The sequence below is a fragment of the Roseibium sp. M-1 genome (assembly GCF_054515675.1).
In genome coordinates this window covers 5,461,559-5,480,476 of the sequence record NZ_CM137257.1, presented here as the reverse complement: position 1 = coordinate 5,480,476, position 18,918 = coordinate 5,461,559, and the positions used below count along the sequence as shown (strand labels likewise).

Sequence of the window (18,918 nt, the reverse complement as noted above, 5' to 3'; positions counted from 1 at the left end):
TGCAAGGCCCTGGGCGCGGGAACCGGATTTCCTCGCCGCGGCTGCCAGAACACGGGGGACGTAATGTCTAAAGAATCTTCGGTTGCACCCAAGGAACGGGTGAACATCAAATACAAGCCGGCCACGGGCGATGCCAAAGAGGAAATCGAACTGCCGCTGAAAATGGTGATGCTCGGTGACTACACGCTGCGCCCGGACGACACGCCGATCGAAGACCGCACGCTCATCAACATCAACAAGGACAATTTCAACGAGGTCATGAAGAGCCATGAACTCGCCCTGGATCTGGCGACCGAGAACAAGCTGATCGACACGCCGGAAGGCGAAGAGCCGGAGAACATGTCCGTCTCGCTGAAGTTCCAAAGCCTCGGCGACTTCACGCCCGAATCGATTGTCCGCCAGACACCGGAACTCAACAAGCTGCTGGAACTGCGCGAAGCCTTGGTGGCGCTTAAAGGCCCGCTCGGCAACGTTCCGGCCTTCCGCAAGGCCATCCAGAACGTTCTGGGCGACGATGCTGCACGCGAAAAACTCCTGGCCGAACTGACCAACGCCACCGGCGGTTCCGAGTGAGCGCCGCTTTCCAGCGTAGCTTTCTCCAGACCATTGCGATTTCTAGCTGACGAGACAGAGACATGACTGATACTGACGCACAACAAGGCGGCGCCGCGGCCCAGACCCAGGAACTCGACGCGTCTCTTCTGGATCAGATCCTTCAGGAGACCAAGCTCACCCCCGCCGACGATGGCTATGACGTTGCGCGCAAGGGTGTCGCCGCGTTTATTTCGGAACTCCTGAAACCGCAGGCGGGTGGCCAGGTCAATGGTGCGGCGGTCGACATGATGATCGCCGAGATCGACCAGAAACTGTCCAAGCAGGTCGACCAGATCCTGCACCACGACGACTTCAAGAAGCTTGAATCGGCCTGGCGCAGCCTGAAATTCGTCATCGACCGCACCGACTTCCGCCAGAACATCAAGGTCGAGATGATGAGCGTCTCGAAGGATGAGCTGCTGGAAGACTTCGAGGACAGCCCGGAAGTCGTGAAGTCCGGCCTCTACAAGCACATCTACACGGCCGAATACGGCCAGTTCGGTGGACAGCCTGTCGGTGCGATCGTCACCAACTACGATTTCGGCCCCAACGCACCGGACATCAAACTGGCCCAGTACTGCGCCAGCGTCGGCTCCATGTCCCATGCCCCGTTCATCGCGGCCGCCGCGCCGTCCATGTTCGGTGTCGACACGTTCGAGGAAATCCCGAACCTGAAGGACATGGAATCCATCTTCGAGGGCCCGAAATACGCCAAGTGGAACTCCTTCCGCGAATCGGAAGACAGCCGCTACTTCGCCCTCGCCATGCCCCGCTTCATGCTGCGCACCCCCTACGGCCCGGAAACTTCTCCGGTCAAGGCGTTCAACTATGAAGAGGAATCCGGCAAGAACAGCGACAACTACCTGTGGGGCAATGCTTCCTTCGCCCTGGCCACCAAGCTGACCGACAGCTTCGCCAAGTACCGCTGGTGCCCGAACATCATCGGTCCGCAGTCCGGCGGCGCGGTGGAAGACCTGCCGGTGCACACCTTCGAGGCCATGGGCCAGCTCCAGTCCAAGATCCCGACCGAAGTTCTGGTCTCGGACCGCAAGGAATACGAGCTTGCCGAACAGGGCTTCATCTCCCTGACCATGCGCAAGGGCAGCGACAACGCCGCCTTCTTCTCCGCCAACTCGGTGCAGAAGCCGAAATTCTTCGGCAATTCGCCGGAAGGCAAGGATGCGGAGCTCAACTACAAGCTCGGCACCCAGCTGCCCTACATGATGATCATCAACCGCCTGGCGCATTACATCAAGGTGCTCCAGCGCGAGAACATCGGCAGCTGGAAGGACCGTGGCGAACTGCAGGCCGAACTCAACAAGTGGATCCGGCAGTACGTCTCCGACCAGGACAATCCGTCGGCCGACGTCCGCTCGCGCCGCCCGCTGCGCAAGGCCGAGATCACCGTTTCGGATGTCGAGGGGGAACCCGGCTGGTACAGCGTGTCCATGGCGGTGCAGCCGCACTTCAAGTATATGGGCGCTGACTTCACGCTGTCCCTGAAGGGCAAGCTGGACAAATCCTGATTCGAACCCGATACCCGGTTTCGAACTGACCAATGCGTGCCGGCCCGGGTTTCGACCCGAGGCCGGCATCCCTATTCCTTGGCTGGGGGCCTTCCGGATGGCTGTGAGTTTGTTTCAACGGCTCGAAAACGACATGTCCGGCACCCATTACCGGAATGCGGACGAATTCGAGGCCGCGGTCCTTGAAAGCGTCCTGGAAGATCTGAGGATCCTGCTCAACAGCACAGCCGGCTGCTGCGAGACCTGCCCGGACTACGGGCTGACCGATTTCAATTCGATCTCCCGTTCCCATCAGGACACCGCGACGGAGATCTGCCGCAACATCGAACGCCAGATCCGCGACTACGAACCGCGGCTGCGCAATCCGCTCGTGCGCGCCGTCGAAGACCCCGAACGGCCGCTCGATTTCATCTTCAATGTTGAAGCAGAGCTTGATCTGGGTGGCAGCCGGAAGCGAATCCGGTTTGACTCCATTCTGGACAACAGCGGTCAAATCCGGGTGAGCGCATAATACCGAAGAATGTTGATCATGACTCATCTGACCGTTTCTGGAGGCTCTTTGGTCTGAACCATGGCGATCAATTCCTACTATCGCGACGAGCTGAACTACCTGAAGGAAATGGGCCGGGTCTTTGCCAAGGCCAATCCGCGGCTGTCGAAGTTTCTCGCCGAAGACCCCATCGACCCGGATGTCGAACGGCTGATGGAAGGCTTTGCCTTTCTGGTCGGCCGGCTGCGCCAGCGGCTCGATGCGGAAATGCCGGAAGTCGCGCTCAATCTCCTGAAGCTCGTCTGGCCGCATTACCTGCGCCCGGTGCCCCCGGTCACCCACATCGCCTTCAGCCCAGTTGCGGAATCCTCCGACCTCTCGATCCCGGTGCCGCGCGGCACCTTCATCCAGACCAAGCCGCTGGACGGGACCGCGGTCCGCTTCCAGACGCGCTGCGACCTTACCGTCCTGCCGATCGACCTGACGGGGGTGGAGCTCGACAACCGGCGCGACAGCTCGAAGCTGACCTTGAGCTTCCGCAAGCGCACCGGCACCAACCTCAGCGTCCTTGCCGAAGCGCCTTTGCAACTTTTCCTCGGGGCAAGCAACGACGTCAGCCTGTCGCGGCAGCTGTACCTGCAGCTTCGCCAGCGGCTTGCCTCCGTGGATTTCGTCTCGGCAAAAGGCCAGGCGGAACGGACCCAAATCCGCGTCGAACCGGTCGGCTTTGCCCGCGACGAGGCAACCCTCCCCTATCCGGAGGGGGCCTTCGACGGCTTCCGGATCATGCAGGAGTATTTCGCCTGCCCGGACAAGTTCATGTATGTGCGCCTGATGGGTCTCGAGGCGTTTGCGGGCCGGGCCGGAGACACGTTCGACCTGGTGTTCAATTTCCGCCAGCGCTTCGCCAACCAGGACCGGGTCACCACCGACGCGATCGCGCTCAACACGGTGCCCGCAATCAACCTCTTCGAGACCGAAGGGCAAGCCCTGCATGTTGCCCACGACCGTACCGAATATCCGGTGCGCGCGTCCGGCGACCGCTCGAAATTCAGCGTCCATCATGTCACCGACGTCACCGGCTGGGTCCAGGGCAGCAGCAAGCGGGTCAATTACCAGGCCTTTGAATCCTTCTCCCACGACAGCGCCACTCAGGACGAGGACAAACTCTACTATCGCACCGGCATCCGCCCATCGGTGCTCGGCAACGGGGTCGACCACTACATTTCCTTCGTCACCCGGCTGAACGAAAACGGCTTGCCGCCGACGGAGACGGTCTCGCTGCGGCTTCTGTGCTCCAACGGCGAGCACGCCTCACGCTTCGGCCTCGGAACCGTCAACCAGGCGACGTCCACGACCCCGTCAAAGCTGCAATTCAGAAACATCACGCCGATCCTGACCGAAGTGCCGCCGCCGCTCGACAGCCAGGTCCTCTGGACGCTGATCGCCAACCTGTCGCGCAACTATGCCTCGCTGATCGACGTGGAAGCCCTCAAGACCGTCGTCGGCGCATACGATTTCCGCGCCTATATCGACAAGCAGGCCTCTCTGCAGCGCGAACTCCTGTTGCAGAACTTCCAGTCCTTCGAGCGCCGCGCTGTCGACATCTTCCGCCAGGGCCGCCCGACCCGCGCCTACGAGATCACCCTGTCGCTGGCGGAAACGACGCTCGGCGGCGAAGCCGAGCTCTATCTCTTCGGCACAGTCCTCGACCGTTTCCTCAAATCCTATGCCAGCATCAACAGCCTGCACCAGCTGACGGTGATCGGCACGGACGCCAATGTCATCCACCGCTGGAACCCGTCCTCTGGAGACGCGCACCTGGTATGACCGAGCCAAAGCCCTCTCAGCCGGAGCGAACATCTCCCGACGCCGCCCTGGTTGGCAGGCTGGAAGACACGCAGTTTTTCCAGGCGCTTTATCTCATCAGCCTGCTGCATCCGGAGCTGCGCAAGATGGGACCCGGTCACGACCCGGAAAAGGAAGTCCTGCGCTTCCGCGGCACGCGCTCGCTCAGCTTCGGGCCGAGCGACGTCTCCGGCATCGAATATGACGAGCAGACCGGTCACTACGACATCCGGGTGAACTTCTTCGGCCTCTACGGCCCGGCCTCGCCGCTGCCGCCCTATATCACCGAGCGGATCATCGAGAGGGACGAAACCCCGTCTTCCCTTGAAGATCTCCTGGATCTCTTCAACCACCGCCTGATCACCCTGCTCTACGGCATGTGGCAGAAGTCGCGCCACTTCGTGCGCTTCGAGGAGCACGGCCTCGACCCGACGTCGCAGTGCCTGCTGGCCCTGTGCGGTTTCCCGGTCGACGACCGGGCCGAACTCGGTACCGTCGCCCGCACCGCCATCCTGCCGCATGTCGGCTTGATGTCCCACTATGCCAATTCGCCCGATGCCATTGCGGCCATGCTGTCGAGCTTCTTCGGCCTGCCTTTCGAGGTCGTGGAATTCGTCTCGCGCATCGTGGACATCCCGCCCGAAGCGCGCATGGAACTGGGGCTGCAGAACACGCTTCTTGGCGGCGATATCGTGCTCGGCGAACAGGTCGACGACGACCTCGGCAAATTCCGGCTCAGGATAGGACCGGCTCCTTTCGAGGTGTTGCGGGACTTTCTTCCCCATGGACCCAAGCACGCCGTCCTTGTCGATCTCATGTCCATGATCGTTCGCGATCCGATCGACTGGGACCTGGAATTCAGCTACGAGCCGGCAACAATCGAGCCCGGACAGGTGGGACTGTCGCGTCTTGGAAACAATCTGTGGCTATCAGATGGTGAAAACGGGTTATTAGAGAACAACGTGCACTTGGCTCCGGCGAGGCAGCACGGTACCGTTTCAGATGCAAATCAGGTAATGCTCCCGTCGGCAGGAGGGAGCGAACAGGCCGGCGAATCCTCCCAGTCGTCAACAGCCTAGGGCAAGACAATAGTTCAGGTATGACTGCTTCGCTGATTCTTGTTTGTGACGCGATCGGATCCCGGCACCAGTTCGGGCCGCAGGGAGGCATGTTCGGACGCTCCAGACGCTGCGACTGGGTGTTGCCAGACCCCGACCGGCACCTGTCCTCCGTTCATGCCCGTGTCCTTTACCAGAACGACACCTTCGTGCTGGTGGACGAGAGCACCAACGGCACCTTCCTGGAAAGTCAGTCCGCGCCGATCGGCCGGGGCAAGGCCGTCAGCCTGTCCACCGGCATGCGCCTTCGTGCCGGTCCCTACGAATTGCGGGTCGAAAGCCTGCAAAACAGCCAGACACCGCATTCCGATGTCTTTTCCGCGCATCCGCCGGCTGCGTCTAGCAGGACCTCGGTCCCGACACCCTTGCGGATCGATACGCTCGGCGCCAGCATGCCGAAGACCACGTCGCTCGATCCGCTGGATCATCTCGGCGGCCAGCCGGAAACACTGACGCCGGTTGCGTCCGCGCGGAATGCGCAGTCCCTCATTCCCGAACCGGTAGCGTTCAGCGCGCAGCCGATGCCCGCTTCGCCGCACGAAACGACCCGGTTCCAACCTGCAGCCGTCGCCGCATCCGCCGCGTCCGCACAGGCGTTCGGCGCCGCCGCGCAGGGCGCGCCCCAGGCAACGGGTCTGCCCTACCCTCCCGGCGGAACACAGCACCCGGCACCCGGACAGCCCCATGGCGCCATGCCGTTGCAGCCCGCACCGGCCGCGTTGCAGCCGGGCTTTGTCACGCCGCCGCCGGCCGGAAGCACGGCTGCATCAGCGGCAAATATCATTCCCGAAGATTTTCTGACCGGCTTCACGGCAGCGCCCGTCCCTGTTGCGGCACCCTTGGCAGCGCCCATGGCAGCGCTTGGGGCAATTCCACCTTCGCCGCAGGGCCTGCCGGACCTGACATCGATGCTGCCGGCGCAGGCAGCTCATCGGCCGGCCCAGCCGGCGGTCCAGGCTTCCGCCGCGCCGGCATCGACCCCTGCATCCGCCGGCACGATCCCGGAAGGAGTGGATTTCGGTTTCGGGCTGCCAGGGAGCCCGGCCACGCCGGCTCAGCCCGCCGGGCAACCGGCAGCACAGTTGCCTATTCAGCCTCCCGTGCAGACCGCGTCGCCCGCCGCGATGCCGTCGCCCCTCCTGACGTCGCCCCCGACGGAGGCCAGGCCGCAGGCAACCTCCGCCAGTGCCCCTTTGAACCCGCTCGAAGCGCTGAAGAAGCGGCGCGAGCAGCGCGAGGCCGAGCTTGCCCAGAAGGCAAAGTCCCGCAGCGACTTTTCCGCGGCAAAGGCACCTAAGGCTCCAGCCGCCCCGGCAAAGCCGATGCCGTCCTCTCCCCTGCCCGTGGTCACTCCGGCCGCGATCACCGCGCCCGGTCCGTCAACCGCATCCGCTGCAACGCCGCCGGCGGCAACGACCGCTGCACCGCTTTCATCCGGCGAGCAGGAAGTTTTCCAGGCGCTTTTGGCCGGCCTCGGCTTTGCCAATGCGGACGTGCCGAAGGAAAACCAGGCCGAAGTCGCCCGCGCCACCGGAGAGATGGTGCGCGAACTGGCCAACGGCCTGATCGCGCTTTTGAAGGCGCGCAAATCGCTCAAGAACGAATTCCGGATGTACGAAACCCGTATCCAGCCGGAAGAGAACAACCCGTTTAAGCATTTCGACATCGGTGAACTGGCCATCGACGAAATGCTGTTTGCCCGCAAGGGCGGTTTCCTGGCCCCGCCCGATGCGGCCCGGGAAGCCTTCAAGGATCTGCAGAGCCACACCATGCGCACCGTTGCCGCCACCCAGCGCGCCATGCGGATCCTGTTCGAAAGCCTGTCGCCGGAAACGCTGGCAGGCGAAGAGGATGACGGCGGCCTGCGCTTGAAAGGCCTCGGCACCCGGCGCGGCAAATGGGATACGGCCAAGGAAAAGCACGACCGGCTGCGGGCGGATTTCGATGCCGTCGTGCGGCAGACCATTGCGGAGGCCTTTGTGCAGGTCGAGGAGGAGCAGGCGCGCCAGCAGTCCAAGTCATTTTGGGAGACAAGAAAAAAATGAAAATATCCCGGCGGACTTTTCTCTGGACGTCCGGCATGTCGCTGGCAGCGGGCCTCATGGCCTGCTCGCGCGTGCCGCCACCGACCCCTATCAAGGTTCAGCTCCAGGCCGATACCTTCATCAACCCGAATGAAAACGGCGACCCAGCACCGGTGGTTGTGCGCGTCTACCAGTTGAAGGAAGTGACCGCTTTCCAGAACGCCGAATATTTCGACCTCGCCGACAACGACAAGAAAGTGCTCGGTGGCGATCTGATCGGCGTGCAGGAATACGAGCTGGCGCCGGGGAAATCGCAAGACTACAACCGGGACATCTCCTCCGAAGCAACCCATATCGGCGTGATCGCAAGTTTCCGCGACATCGATTCAGCCCAGTGGCGCGATGTGATCGAGCTGCAAAAAGAAAAGAAAAACGAGTTTGTCATCTATCTGACAAGTCTTGCAGTGCGAATACAGAAACTGCGAAACCGGCGCCTCGGGGTTTTCTAACGCCAATTGTAATCGATACAGCCTGACAGAGCTGATTTTATGCTACCAATTGTCTGGCAGTTGGCGGCCGCAATGGATGCCGAATCACAGTCATGGGAACCAGCGGAGTTTGGCCTTGAATGAAAGCCTGAAACCACTCTGGCTAGAGGGAATGTTTCTCCGGCCGCAGCATCTGCAACAGCATGATCGCTGGGTGGAAGCCACGCTCGAACAGCGTGCACAGGATCTGGTTCCCTATGCCTGGGGCCTGCGGCAGGTGGAAATCGATCCGGATCCGCTTCAGACCGGCCAGATCCAGATCGGCATTGCGGAAGTTATCTTTCCGGACGGCACCGTGTTCTCCACCCTCAAGAACGGGGCGATCGCGAGCGCCCGGCAGATCACGGTCGATGACCAGGGCAAAAAGGTCTATCTGGCCCTGCCGCTGAAATCGGCCGGACTGACCGAACTCAGCCAGACCGGCCAGGACCTGCGCCGCTACACCAAACGCACCAGCGAAGTGCGCAACATCAACGAGCCCGACAAGCCGCAGGCGGCGATTGCAGTCGGTGCGCTGACCGCGCGCATCGTGCTCGAAGGCGAGAGCCTGGACGAGACCGTGCATCTGCCGGTCGCCGAAATCGACAGTGTCACCACCCAGGGCGAGATCAAGCTCTCCACGACCTTCATTCCGCCCCTGTTGATGGCTGCCGCCAGCCCGCGGCTGATTTCGCAGGTGGACCAGGTCCGCAGCCTGTTGCGCAAACGCGGCGAGATGCTGGCCAGCAACACGTCCGGCCAGGGCGAAAGCACCCGCTCCGGCATTGTCGATCTGATGGCGCTCAGCATCACCAACAACTTCGAAGTTCTCTTCGGGCATATCGCGGCCTCCGGACGGCACGCGCCGGAATATGTCTATCGCGAATTCATCAGCCTGATCGGCTCCTTTGCCGCCTTTGGCGCGGACAACCGGCGCCCGCCGGAACTGCCCGCCTACGACCATCTGGACCTGCGTCTGACGTTCCAGCGGCTGGTGACCATCCTGGAAGGCCTGCTCAGCTTCGTCGTCGAACAGAACGCGGTCAACATTCCGCTGTCGAAGCGGGATTATGGTGTCTGGCTCGGCGAGACCAGCAACAAGATGGTCTATTCCGAGGGCCGCTCCTTCATCCTGATCGCCCATGCCAATGTGAGCCTGGAAGTGCTGCGCACCCAGATGCCGATCCAGATCAAGATCGGTCCCGTGGAGAAGATCCGCGAGCTGGTGAACCTGCAGCTTCCGGGCGTCGGCATCTCGCCGCTTTCCGTGGCTCCCCGGCAAATTCCCTACGTTCAGAACGCGGTCTATTTCGCGCTCGACATCGACAACGATCTCTGGCCGCAAATGCAGAGTTCCGCGGCCTTCGCCCTGCACCTAAGCGGGGATTATCCGGGGCTCGGTCTTGAATTGTGGGCCGTACACAAAGGACAATAGTCCGAATCATGACGGACGATGACCTTGACCAGCCGACCGTGGCGCAACGACTGAGCCCGAGAGCCCGGACTTCCATGGCCGAGGCTCATTCTGCTGCTGGTCTGGAGGATGACGAACCGACCGTCGCCTTCGTCTCGCCGTCTGCCGTTCCCGGCACTGCCGCGCCTGGCCCGAAGGCCGAAGGCGGCAATCTCCAGGCCGCGTCCGCCATCGTCAAGCAGCTCGAGCCCGATCCCGAGCGGGTCATCGTGCGCGCTGCCGCACCGCTTCTCCTGATCATCTCCCAGCTCCGCAATTCCATCGAACAGGCGGACGTGCGCACGCTGCGCCAGGAGGTCGTCGACGAGATCGACAGGTTCGAGCAGACCGCGCAGCGCAATGGCGTGCAGGCCGGCGACATCATCGCCGCGCGCTACATCCTGTGTTCGACCCTCGACGAGACCGTCCTGATGACGCCCTGGGGCAGCCGCAGCGAGTGGAGTTCCAACTCCCTACTGAACCAGTTCCATAACGAGACCTGGGGCGGCGAAAAGGTGTTCAGCATCCTGGAACGCATCCGCGGCGAGGCCAAGGCCCGGCTGCCGCTGCTGATCCTGATGCATACCTGCCTGATGCTTGGCTTCGAGGGCCGGTACCGGGTGCTGGAAGGCGGACGCAACCAGCTGGAGGATCTGCGCAACGAGCTTTCGCGGCTGATCCGCCGCAACAGCGCCCTGGCACCGGACGAGCCCCTGTCGAAGAATGCCAAAGGCGCTCAGCGGGGCCGTAAACTGCGCTCGCGTCCACCCTTCTGGATCCTCATGGCCATCGGTTTCCTGTCCGTGATCCTGGTCCGGATGGGCATCGCATCCGTGCTCGACGGTGAACTGGAACCGGCGCTCGGCGCCATCTATTCCATCAGCAGGCCGTAGGGGTAGCGATGTTCCGGACCTATTTCGCCTCGCTGCTGCGCTTCACCAGCCTGGTCATCCTGGTGCTGCTGATCGGCCTGTCGGTCATCATCTACCTGTTCGCGGACAACGTGACCATCGGCGGTGTCACGCCCTTCGCAGAGACCCTGCCCCGGATTGTCGTCGCGCTGATACCGGTCATCGCCTTTTTCGTCATCACCTTCCTGCGGCATCTGCTGACGCGCCGTGCGAATGCCAAGCTCATCAACTCGATGCTCGCCAACGACGAACTGGTGTCGATGGGCAACGATCTCTCGGCGGACGAGGTCGAACTGATCCGCGAGCGGTTCGAGGCGGCCCTCAAGACGCTGCGCGACAACCCGGTCGAGGGCACCAAGTCGCGCAATTTCCTGTTCGAGCTGCCCTGGTACATCATCATCGGCCCCCCGGGCACCGGCAAGACGACCATCCTGCGCAATTCCGGCCTGGATTTCCCGCTGGCCCAGGGTGGCCACGAGGCGATCCAGGGCGTCGGCGGCACCCGCAACTGCGACTGGTGGATCTCCAACGACGCGGTGCTGATCGACACGGCCGGCCGCTACACCACACAGGACGTCAACCGGGGCATCGATTCAGCCGCCTGGAGCGGTTTCCTGGATCTTCTCCTGAAGCACCGCCAGCGCCGCCCGATCAACGGTGTGCTGCTGGCTGTCAGCATCGAGGACGTGGCCCTTGCCGGCAGCGCCGAGCGCAAGCAGCAGGCGGAGATCCTGCGCCAGCGCCTGCGCGAACTTCACCGCGCCTTCGGCATGCGCCTGCCCGTCTATCTGATGTTCACCAAGTGCGACCTGATCGCCGGCTTCGACGAATATTTCGACACGCTCCGCGACGCCGACCGGCAGCAGGTCTGGGGTGTCACCTTCCCGCTGGACGAACAGCAGATCACCGTCGGCCCCACCTTCGAGACCGGCTTCACCGACCTGGTCGGTCGGCTGGAGCGGCACCTGCCGGAGAAGCTCGCCGAGGAACGCAACAACGGCCGCCGCTGCCGCATTTTCGGCTTCCCGCATGAATTCGGCAGCCTGAACGCCGTCCTGCGGGACTTCCTGACCGATGTCTTCCGGCCGACGCGCTACGAAGCCCAGCCGCTGCTGCGCGGCGTCTATTTCACCTCCGGCACACAGGAAGGCACGCCTTTCGACCGCCTTCTGAGTGCCATGGGCCGCAACTTCTCGCTGGCCGCCAGCCAGCAGCCTGCCCTCAGCGGCCAGTCCAAGGCCTACTTCATCAAAAAGCTGCTGACGGATATCGTCTTCACCGAGCAGAACCTCGTCGGCAAGAACCGCCGGCTCGAACGCCGGATGGCGGCGCTCTATGGCGGCGCCCTTGTCGGGCTCATCGCCCTGCTCACGGGCCTCGTCTTCTTCTGGCTTGCCGGCTACAGCGAAAGCGTCCAGACCGCCCGCACCGTCATCAAGGACGCCGACACGGTCCGCATCGCCAAGTCGGAAGCCGACAGGAACCGGTCGCTGATCAACCTGTTGCCGACGCTCAACGCCGCCCGGGACATGCGCGACAACATCCGCAAAGAGGCCCGCTGGCCTTCGACCGTGCCTTTCGGGGTCGAAGCCCAGTCCGTGCTCTATCCGGCGGCGAACCAGGCCTATGACGACCTTCTGAAGACCTACCTTCTGCCGTCGATCAACTCGCGCATCGAGGCCCAGCTGCAGCTGCTGTCGACAGCCTCCGGTGCCGACAGCTCGCTGCTGCGCAGCCGCACCGAAACCTACCTGATGCTGACGACGGGGCAGAATTACAGCGCCTCCCGCGTGGCGGACGCGCTGCGCGACCAGAACGCTTCGACCTTCGTGCTCAACCCACAAGATCAGCAGGCCATGCAGGAGCATATGGACAGCCTGCTGACGCTGCTGCCGATCAAGGGCACGATCTCCAATACCGCCGCCTCGGTCGTGGATGCCGCCCGCACCCGGATCCAGAAGGCGCCGCAGGCCTCCGACATCTACAACCAGATGGTCCAGGACGCCGCGCAGCGCTACCGGCTGCCGCCGATCAACATGGTGAGCACCCTCGGCTCGACCTCGCTTTATATCGATACGGCAACCGCCGGCGGCCGCTCGATCGTGCCGGGCCTCTACACCAAGAACGGCTTCTACAATTTCTTCCTGGAACGCCTGCCGGAATATATCCGCGCTTCTATGGGCAGCGACTGGGTGCTCGGCAGTTCGGGCGGAAGCCGCACCACCTACAACCAGGTCGCCCAGCAGATCGTCAAGATGTACACCGACGACTACATCAAGGTCTGGAAGGAGGCGACCGCCTATGTGCGCGTGGTGGATATCGGCTCTCTCGGCCGGGCACAGACCGTGCTTGAGGATCTCTCCAGTCCATCGTCCCCGCTCACCAACGTCCTCAACATCCTGAGCGAGAACACCCAGCTGCCCCTGCCCGGCGACCAGCCCAGCCAGGCGGCCGGCGCGGCTGCAGGCGCGGCCGGAGCAGCCGCAGGTGCTGCAGGTGCCGCCGGTGCCCAGGGCGCAGCGAACCCGGTCAGCAACCTCGTCGCCTCGGCCTCGCAGGCAACGCAGAAGGCGGCCATTGAAGCGGCCTTCGGCGACAGCCCCTGGCCGGGCACCGCGATTGCCGACGCCTTCCGCCCGCTCAACGATCTGGTCGATCCCAACAGCCCGAACTCGCTCGACAAGGTGTTGCAGCTCTTCGGCGATCTCTACGGCAATATCTCCGGCATCGTGTCCGCCCCCAATGCCAACAAGGCCGCCTTCGACTATGTGAAGGGCCGGGCACAGAACCCGCAATCGGATAGCTTCTCGGCGCTGCGCGCGGAAGCGGCCACGAAGCCGGAGCCCATCCGCGCGCTGGTTCTCTCCATCGTCAACGAGACCCGGGGCCTCCTCAACAAGGCGACCTACGTCTATGTCAACAGCACCTGGCAAAACGAGATCGTGCCGGCCTGCACCAGCCTGATGTCGGGCCGCTATCCGTTCTTCCAGGACGTGGAAGACGACATCACCTTGCAGGACTTCACCAGCCTTCTCGGACCGGCCGGCGTTGTCGATGCCTTCTTCAAGGACAACATCTCTCCCTTCGTGAATGTCCGCGGCCGGCAGCTCGTCGAGATCGAAACCCAGGGTTCCACCATCGGCTTCTCGCAGGAAGCGCTGGCCCAGCTGTCGACGGCCCAGACCATTCGCGACGCGTTCTTCCCGAACAACGCCCCGAGCCCGGAGGCAAAGTTCACCATCCGGCCGGCGCTGCTCGATCCCGGCGCGCTGAAATCGACCCTGAAGATCGACGACACGACCATCACCTACCGGCACGGCCCGGTGCGCGGCACGGACTTCACCTGGCCAAGCCAGGCGGACGGCAGCAGCGCCGAGATTTCCATCACGCTGCTCGACAACTCCAGCCAGACACTGAAGAAGTCCGGCACCTGGGCAATCTTCCGCCTGCTCACCGCTTCAGGCCTGTCCTCGGTGCGCGGCCGCGACCAGTTCGTCTTCTCCATTTCCAAGGACAAGGAAACAGCCAGTTTCTCGCTCAACGCCGGCAGCGTCACCAATCCGTTCAACCTGGGGCTCTATTCGTCCTTCCGCTGTCCGCCGGCACTGTAGGCGCTGGCGATGGACACCGGCGGTTACTACGGCAAACGGCCCATGGAGCGGGATTTCGTCTTCGACGGCCTTGCCGCCGGGGCGAGCGAAGCCTGGGCGGGCATCATGTCCGACTGGCTGGTCAGCATCCAGTCGGAACTGCCCGAAAGCTGGCTTGAGCTCTATTTCGAAGCCCCGGCCTGGCGGTTTGCGATTGCACCCGGCCTCATGGGCAAGACCGGCTGGTGCGGATTGCTCTCAGCCTCCGCCGATGCGTTCGGCCGGTCCTTCCCGCTGGCTGTGCTGATGCCGCTTGAAGGCGCCATCCACCAGCTCGTCTTCCGGGCGGCCGTCGAAATCACGCTGGACACGCTTGAGGTCCAGACCATGGCCTTTATCGAAGGCAACCTCTCTCGCGAGGAATTCCAGGCCGCCATTGCAGGGCATGCCGAGACCCTGGCGCGGATAGCTGACCATCCGACACCCCGCACGCCGATGCACCTTGGCCAGGAGGACAAGGCACTCAGGATCAGTTTTGCCCGGACCGACGGAGAAGCTATCATCGCCGGTGACGCCCTGGTGTGCTCCACATCGCAGGCAGCCGTTCAGGATCTGCCGTTGTCCTACTGGTGGCAGGACGGCGGTTCGACCCGTTCGCCGGAACTATGCATCTGGAAAGGCCTGCCGGGTGGGCGGGAAACCGGCGGCTTCTTTTCCGGCGACTGGAGACGCTTCGGATGGAAGCGCGCCCAGATCGATCCGGACCTCGTGCTCCGGCCCTGAACGGGCAGCCGCTTGAACCGGGGCGCCGGCTCTGGCACTAACGAACAGGAATTTGACCCGTCACCGGCGAAGGTGAAAAAGATCCGCCGGCAGAGAGCGGAGCGAGGTCAGGGAGAAATGGCTTGGACACCTTGAGCTCGTCAGCGGTTCCCCTGCTCCGGTCGGAAGCCGTCACCCGGCAGGGTCCAAGGCATCCGGTCAATCAGGACAGCCATTTCGCGGCCCCCGGCAGCGGCCTTTTCACGATTGCCGACGGCATGGGCGGCCACCGCGACGGCGACCTTGCCAGCCAGGCGACCGTTCAGGCCGTTTCCCAGCTCGCCAACATGCCGGACGGTCCGCACGAGGCGCAGCTCGGCGCTCTGGAATCCGCGCTGACGGACGTCAACCGCAGCCTCTTCGACGACTATCTGGACGATCCGGACAGTGACGTCTCAGGTACGACCAGCCTGAGCCTCGTCGTCAACGGATCCTATGCCAGTTGCATCTGGGCGGGCGACTCCCGGCTCTATCTTCTGCGCCAGCATCATCTTTTCCTGATTTCCGAAGATCATGCCGACGAGATCGGCCGGCTGACCTCCGCCGTCGGCATCGGCGAAAACCTGTCGCTCGGCCGCAGGACGCTGAAGATCCTGCCCGGCGACCTCTTCATCCTGTGCACGGACGGGCTCCTCAAGGGCATGGACGAGACCACGCTCGCCAATATGGCGGCAGAAGGCACCTTCGGGCTCGCCGACAGGCTGATCGCCCGCTCCGTTGCCGGCGGCTCCTCCGACGACATCACGGTCATCACAGTCTGGGCGGAGGCACATGACCGAGCCGGCTGAAAAACCCGCCCCGGGAGGCGACGTCGAGAGCGACCTCGAAAGCGACCTTGAGCGCGATCCGCAAAACGCTGCCGAGACCGGAACGAAGGAGACCCCGGAACAGGATCTCCCGGAAACAGCTGAGATCCCTCCTGCGCCGGAAGAGGTCAAGGCGACTGCCAAGGAAGCGGAAACTCCCAAGCCGGCTCCCCTTGCCATCGAGGCAGGAACTGTGCTGAAGGACCGTTTCCTGCTGCTCAAGGAAATTGGCCGCGGTGGCCTGTCGACAGTCTACAAGGCCCGTGACCTTGTCGCCGCCAGAGCCGGCCTTGCCGATCCCAACGTTGCCATCAAGATCATGCGCGCAGCACCGGACACCGATCCCGATGTCATCGCCCTGATGCATCGTGAGGCCCGGCGCCTCAGGGATCTCGTTCATCCCAACATCGTGCGCGTTTACGACATGGACCGGGAGGGCGACATCCATTTCATGGTGATGGAGCTTCTGGAAGGCCGACCGCTTTCAGAAGTCTTGCGCAAGTCCGAAGGCCGGAGCCTGCCGCAGGCCCAGCTCTACCGGCTCGTCACGGATCTTGCCGCGGCACTGACACACGCCCACCGGAACGGCATCATCCACGCCGACCTCAAGCCCGGCAACGTCTTTGTCGAGAACAACGGCACCACGAAACTGATCGACTTCAACATTGCCTATCCCATCGCCCGGCCCGTCAAGACCCGCGAAGAGGACACTGTCGTCATCCTGGCTCGTTTCGGTGCGGTGACCCCCGCATACGCCTCGCCGCAGCGCCTCAAGGGCGCAGAGCCCTGCGAGGCGGACGATGTCTTCTCGCTGGCGATGATTTCCTATCTCGCGCTCTTGGGGACACGACCCTATGGCAAGCAGAATGCGCTGGAGGTCCAGAAGGCGCTGGACGCCGGAGAGAAAACCACTTTTCCGGACCGGCCGGACGGTCTGTCTCTGATCCGCTGGCGCACGCTCAAAGGCGGACTTGCGCTTGACGACAACAGCCGGATCGCGAGCGCCCAGCAATTTGCGGAAGGCTTCTGCCAAGGATCATTGAGGACGTTGGTATGGCGCACGCTCAACGATTTCCTCAATGCGGCCGACGATCAGCCTCCGGACGCCGGCAGATAGAAGGAATGCTGCTGGCCGCTCGCCCAGCCGCCCCTGACGACAGCCGTCACTCCGATCAGGTCCTGGTCGTCGGCGCTCATGCGCTTGACGTCAAAGGCAACCTGCCCGGAAAGCGAGACACCCAGGCTTTCCAGATTGGCTCGCACGGCCGCTTCCCGCTCCTCGGCATCCTGGCCCGCCGTCACCGCACCTCCGAGTGCTTCCTGGAACAGGGAGAAGAGCCTTGAAACAAGCAAGGCCTGGTCGAGCGAGCCGCGGCCTTCCTTGCCGGGTTTCGCGGTGACGCCGCGGCGGAACAACAGATCGGTGCGGTTCGGCACGCCTTCCAGCACGTTGATGCCGCATTGGGCGAGCGACGGCGCCGTGCCGGGTCCGGCCAGGAACCGCGCGGCAGTCGCGATTGCGCGGCCAGTGGACCGGGTTTCCATCACTTCCAGAGCATCGAAATCCACCGGCACGCCGACCGGCAGGCGCGGGAAGGTTTCCGTCTCGGTCTGGGTCAGAATTTCCGCAAGCGCGATCCAGGCACCGGAGGCAAAGAGCGCAGGCAGGCCGTCTTCTCCAGGCGACAGCGTTGCCTCGTTCCAGAAAAGGGCGAGATGGGACGCCGCTTCGCTTTCACGCAGGCCATGGAAGGTCTCGAACCCCGGCCTGTCGAGCAGCTGGTGCGCCCCATCCATCGCAGCAAGATCCTCACCGGCAATGCCGGCAAACTCCGGGTCGAGCGCGATCAGGCCGACCGTGTCGGCCTCCTCGCAGTCGCGTGCAAGCGCCTTCAGCCGGTCCGCACCGGCAGCGCCGATACCTGTCTGGTTGGCAAACAGAACCACGTCATAGAGCTCGGCCTGAAGCGCGCCGTCATAACCGCCGAGCACCTCGCCCAGGGCTCCGGCGTCGAGGTCATGGTCCAGCTGCAGCAAATGCAGTTCCAGCGGCAAATCGAACGGGATTTCACTGAGGAGCAGCTTCAGCCCCTGCCAGTTCGCCAGCACCGTCTTCAATTTGCCGGTTTCGAAGAAAAGCCGGGCCTGTGCCGTGCCGAGCGCACCGGCAGGCGTATCTTTTTCAGCCGGTTGGGCGAGAGCCGGCGACGAGCCGACATCGCTCAAGGTCTGCTGGATGAAGGCATCGACGGCGGATTTTGCGAGGCTGCCGCTGTCCGACGGTTTTTTGGTGCCGCCCGGCGCGTTGATCATCGAGAACAGCATGTCGAGGCCGTCGCCGTTGCCGCTGTCCTCGGCGGAGGGCTTGGGGTCGTCATAGGTCGGGATTTCGCGGATGGCCTGCGAGGTCTCCGCGCCGTGGCCAGCCGCATTCAGGGCCTCGACCGCCTTGTCGTACCGCTGGCCGTGCGCTTGCAGGGCAGCGGCATCGCCGCCGGCGGCCGCAAGATCCTGCGCGAAGCGGAAATGGCTGCGGATCGTTGCCGGCCTGAGGTCCTTCAGGCTCTCAAGGCTGATCTCTTCTTCAAGCTCGGATGGATGCGACCCCAGGAGATTTGTCGCGCGAACCGAAAAAGACGGCCGGTTCGGTTCAAGTATTTCGGCGACATCCTCGCCGGTGATATTGAAGGCGGGCCGGCCCGGGGCGAGGCCAAAGTCGCCGGCGATCAGCACCCGGAAGGGCGGCGGCGGGGCCACCGGCACCGCACCGTGGCCATCCTTGCCAAGGCCAATCGAAAAACTGGCGATGCCACCCTTGGGTTTGTCCTGCTCGCTCATGTCGCTCATCCCCGGTTGATGACTGTCAACTCCGCTTCGATCGCCAGGAACGCCAGGGTTGCCCTGTCGATCACGATCCTGCCGTCGACCTCATAGCCTTGCCGCCGGTCCGCCGCATGGCCGGTGACGCTGAAGACCAGCGCGCTGCGCTGGTTTATTGTCGACAGGCCGACCGGTGTCACCGTCAGGTCGACGGTGAGCGGCTCACCATTGGCCATGATCTCCTGGGAGCGGCCAAGCCGGGTCGGCGCATTCTTGCCGTCCGAATAGACCTGCGGCGCGCGCGTCCTCAGATAATCATAGACGCAGCTGCGCAGCGCGTCAGGCTCTCGTTGAGCCGGTTTCCAGGATGCCATCCCAGTTCAATCCTC

The 18,918-nt window shown here is 63.3% G+C and carries 15 protein-coding genes; 13 read left to right on the top strand and 2 right to left on the bottom strand.

The genetic code is table 11. The annotated features are described in order from the left end of the window. The first annotated feature begins 63 nt into the window (after positions 1-63). The 13 genes from tssB to ACX3M4_RS24720 all read left to right on the top strand — a co-directional run bounded on the left by tssB (position 64) and on the right by ACX3M4_RS24720 (position 16,826). A complete protein-coding gene (tssB, locus tag ACX3M4_RS24780) occupies positions 64-573 on the top strand; it encodes a type VI secretion system contractile sheath small subunit (protein ID WP_459355640.1) in 510 nt (169 codons plus the stop codon). Between the two features lie 62 nt (positions 574-635). After that, the gene (gene tssC / locus ACX3M4_RS24775) at positions 636-2,120 is read left to right on the top strand and encodes a type VI secretion system contractile sheath large subunit (protein WP_459355639.1); all 1,485 of its coding nucleotides are present in this window, start codon (positions 636-638) and stop codon (positions 2,118-2,120) included. Between the two features lie 97 nt (positions 2,121-2,217). Continuing rightward, positions 2,218-2,631 (top strand): type VI secretion system baseplate subunit TssE, encoded by a 414-nt coding sequence (gene tssE / locus ACX3M4_RS24770; RefSeq protein ID WP_459355638.1) that lies wholly within the window; start codon positions 2,218-2,220, stop codon positions 2,629-2,631. 60 nt (positions 2,632-2,691) lie between these two features. Continuing rightward, on the top strand, positions 2,692-4,440 hold the full coding sequence (gene tssF / locus ACX3M4_RS24765) for a type VI secretion system baseplate subunit TssF (RefSeq protein ID WP_459355637.1): 1,749 nt from the start codon (positions 2,692-2,694) through the stop codon (positions 4,438-4,440). Further along, the gene (gene tssG, locus ACX3M4_RS24760) at positions 4,437-5,537 is read left to right on the top strand and encodes a type VI secretion system baseplate subunit TssG (RefSeq protein WP_459355636.1); all 1,101 of its coding nucleotides are present in this window, start codon (positions 4,437-4,439) and stop codon (positions 5,535-5,537) included. The genes tssF and tssG overlap by 4 nt, the downstream gene beginning before the upstream one ends. Positions 5,538-5,626: 89 nt before the next feature. After that, positions 5,627-7,621, top strand: coding sequence for a type VI secretion system-associated FHA domain protein TagH (gene tagH, locus ACX3M4_RS24755; protein ID WP_459355635.1), 1,995 nt, complete (start codon positions 5,627-5,629; stop codon positions 7,619-7,621). Then, entirely contained in the window at positions 7,618-8,109 is a 492-nt protein-coding gene (tssJ, locus tag ACX3M4_RS24750; protein ID WP_459355634.1) for a type VI secretion system lipoprotein TssJ, read from the top strand. Before tagH ends, tssJ begins: the two co-directional genes overlap by 4 nt. Positions 8,110-8,185: 76 nt before the next feature. Further along, entirely contained in the window at positions 8,186-9,562 is a 1,377-nt protein-coding gene (gene tssK / locus ACX3M4_RS24745; RefSeq protein WP_459355633.1) for a type VI secretion system baseplate subunit TssK, read from the top strand. An 8-nt stretch (positions 9,563-9,570) separates the two neighbouring features. Then, positions 9,571-10,473, top strand: a complete 903-nt coding sequence (icmH, locus tag ACX3M4_RS24740; RefSeq protein WP_459355632.1) for a type IVB secretion system protein IcmH/DotU — start codon at positions 9,571-9,573, stop codon at positions 10,471-10,473. Between the two features lie 8 nt (positions 10,474-10,481). After that, positions 10,482-14,102 (top strand): type VI secretion system membrane subunit TssM, encoded by a 3,621-nt coding sequence (tssM, locus tag ACX3M4_RS24735; protein ID WP_459355631.1) that lies wholly within the window; start codon positions 10,482-10,484, stop codon positions 14,100-14,102. A gap of 9 nt (positions 14,103-14,111) precedes the next feature. After that, a complete protein-coding gene (tagF, locus tag ACX3M4_RS24730; protein WP_459355630.1) occupies positions 14,112-14,864 on the top strand; it encodes a type VI secretion system-associated protein TagF in 753 nt (250 codons plus the stop codon). Positions 14,865-14,986: 122 nt separating this feature from the next. Further along, positions 14,987-15,691, top strand: a complete 705-nt coding sequence (locus ACX3M4_RS24725) for a PP2C family protein-serine/threonine phosphatase (RefSeq protein WP_459355629.1) — start codon at positions 14,987-14,989, stop codon at positions 15,689-15,691. Beyond that, a complete protein-coding gene (locus tag ACX3M4_RS24720; protein WP_459355628.1) occupies positions 15,675-16,826 on the top strand; it encodes a serine/threonine-protein kinase in 1,152 nt (383 codons plus the stop codon). Before ACX3M4_RS24725 ends, ACX3M4_RS24720 begins: the two co-directional genes overlap by 17 nt. Here the strand turns inward: ACX3M4_RS24720 and ACX3M4_RS24715 are convergent. Both ACX3M4_RS24715 and ACX3M4_RS24710 read right to left on the bottom strand, forming a co-directional pair. After that, on the bottom strand, positions 16,802-18,547 hold the full coding sequence (locus ACX3M4_RS24715) for a hypothetical protein (protein ID WP_459355627.1): 1,746 nt from the start codon (positions 18,545-18,547) through the stop codon (positions 16,802-16,804). The genes ACX3M4_RS24720 and ACX3M4_RS24715 overlap by 25 nt on opposite strands. Before the next feature lie 5 nt (positions 18,548-18,552). Next, a complete protein-coding gene (locus ACX3M4_RS24710) occupies positions 18,553-18,903 on the bottom strand; it encodes a hypothetical protein (protein WP_459355626.1) in 351 nt (116 codons plus the stop codon). Between the last annotated feature and the right edge of the window lie 15 nt (positions 18,904-18,918).

Bases quoted from the DNA above. Each gene is read 5' to 3' on its own strand.
- tssB (WP_459355640.1), top strand. From the start codon at position 64: ATGTCTAAAGAATCTTCGGTTGCACCCAAGGAACGGGTGAACATCAAA.
- tssE (WP_459355638.1), top strand. From the start codon at position 2,218: ATGGCTGTGAGTTTGTTTCAACGGCTCGAAAACGACATGTCCGGCACC.
- tssK (WP_459355633.1), top strand. From the start codon at position 8,186: ATGCCGAATCACAGTCATGGGAACCAGCGGAGTTTGGCCTTGAATGAA.
- tagF (WP_459355630.1), top strand. From the start codon at position 14,112: ATGGACACCGGCGGTTACTACGGCAAACGGCCCATGGAGCGGGATTTC.
- tssJ (WP_459355634.1), top strand. From the start codon at position 7,618: ATGAAAATATCCCGGCGGACTTTTCTCTGGACGTCCGGCATGTCGCTG.
- icmH (WP_459355632.1), top strand. From the start codon at position 9,571: ATGACGGACGATGACCTTGACCAGCCGACCGTGGCGCAACGACTGAGC.
- tssM (WP_459355631.1), top strand. From the start codon at position 10,482: ATGTTCCGGACCTATTTCGCCTCGCTGCTGCGCTTCACCAGCCTGGTC.
- ACX3M4_RS24710 (WP_459355626.1), bottom strand. From the start codon at position 18,903: ATGGCATCCTGGAAACCGGCTCAACGAGAGCCTGACGCGCTGCGCAGC.
- ACX3M4_RS24715 (WP_459355627.1), bottom strand. From the start codon at position 18,547: ATGAGCGAGCAGGACAAACCCAAGGGTGGCATCGCCAGTTTTTCGATT.
- ACX3M4_RS24720 (WP_459355628.1), top strand. From the start codon at position 15,675: ATGACCGAGCCGGCTGAAAAACCCGCCCCGGGAGGCGACGTCGAGAGC.
- tssF (WP_459355637.1), top strand. From the start codon at position 2,692: ATGGCGATCAATTCCTACTATCGCGACGAGCTGAACTACCTGAAGGAA.
- tssC (WP_459355639.1), top strand. From the start codon at position 636: ATGACTGATACTGACGCACAACAAGGCGGCGCCGCGGCCCAGACCCAG.
- tssG (WP_459355636.1), top strand. From the start codon at position 4,437: ATGACCGAGCCAAAGCCCTCTCAGCCGGAGCGAACATCTCCCGACGCC.
- tagH (WP_459355635.1), top strand. From the start codon at position 5,627: ATGTTCGGACGCTCCAGACGCTGCGACTGGGTGTTGCCAGACCCCGAC.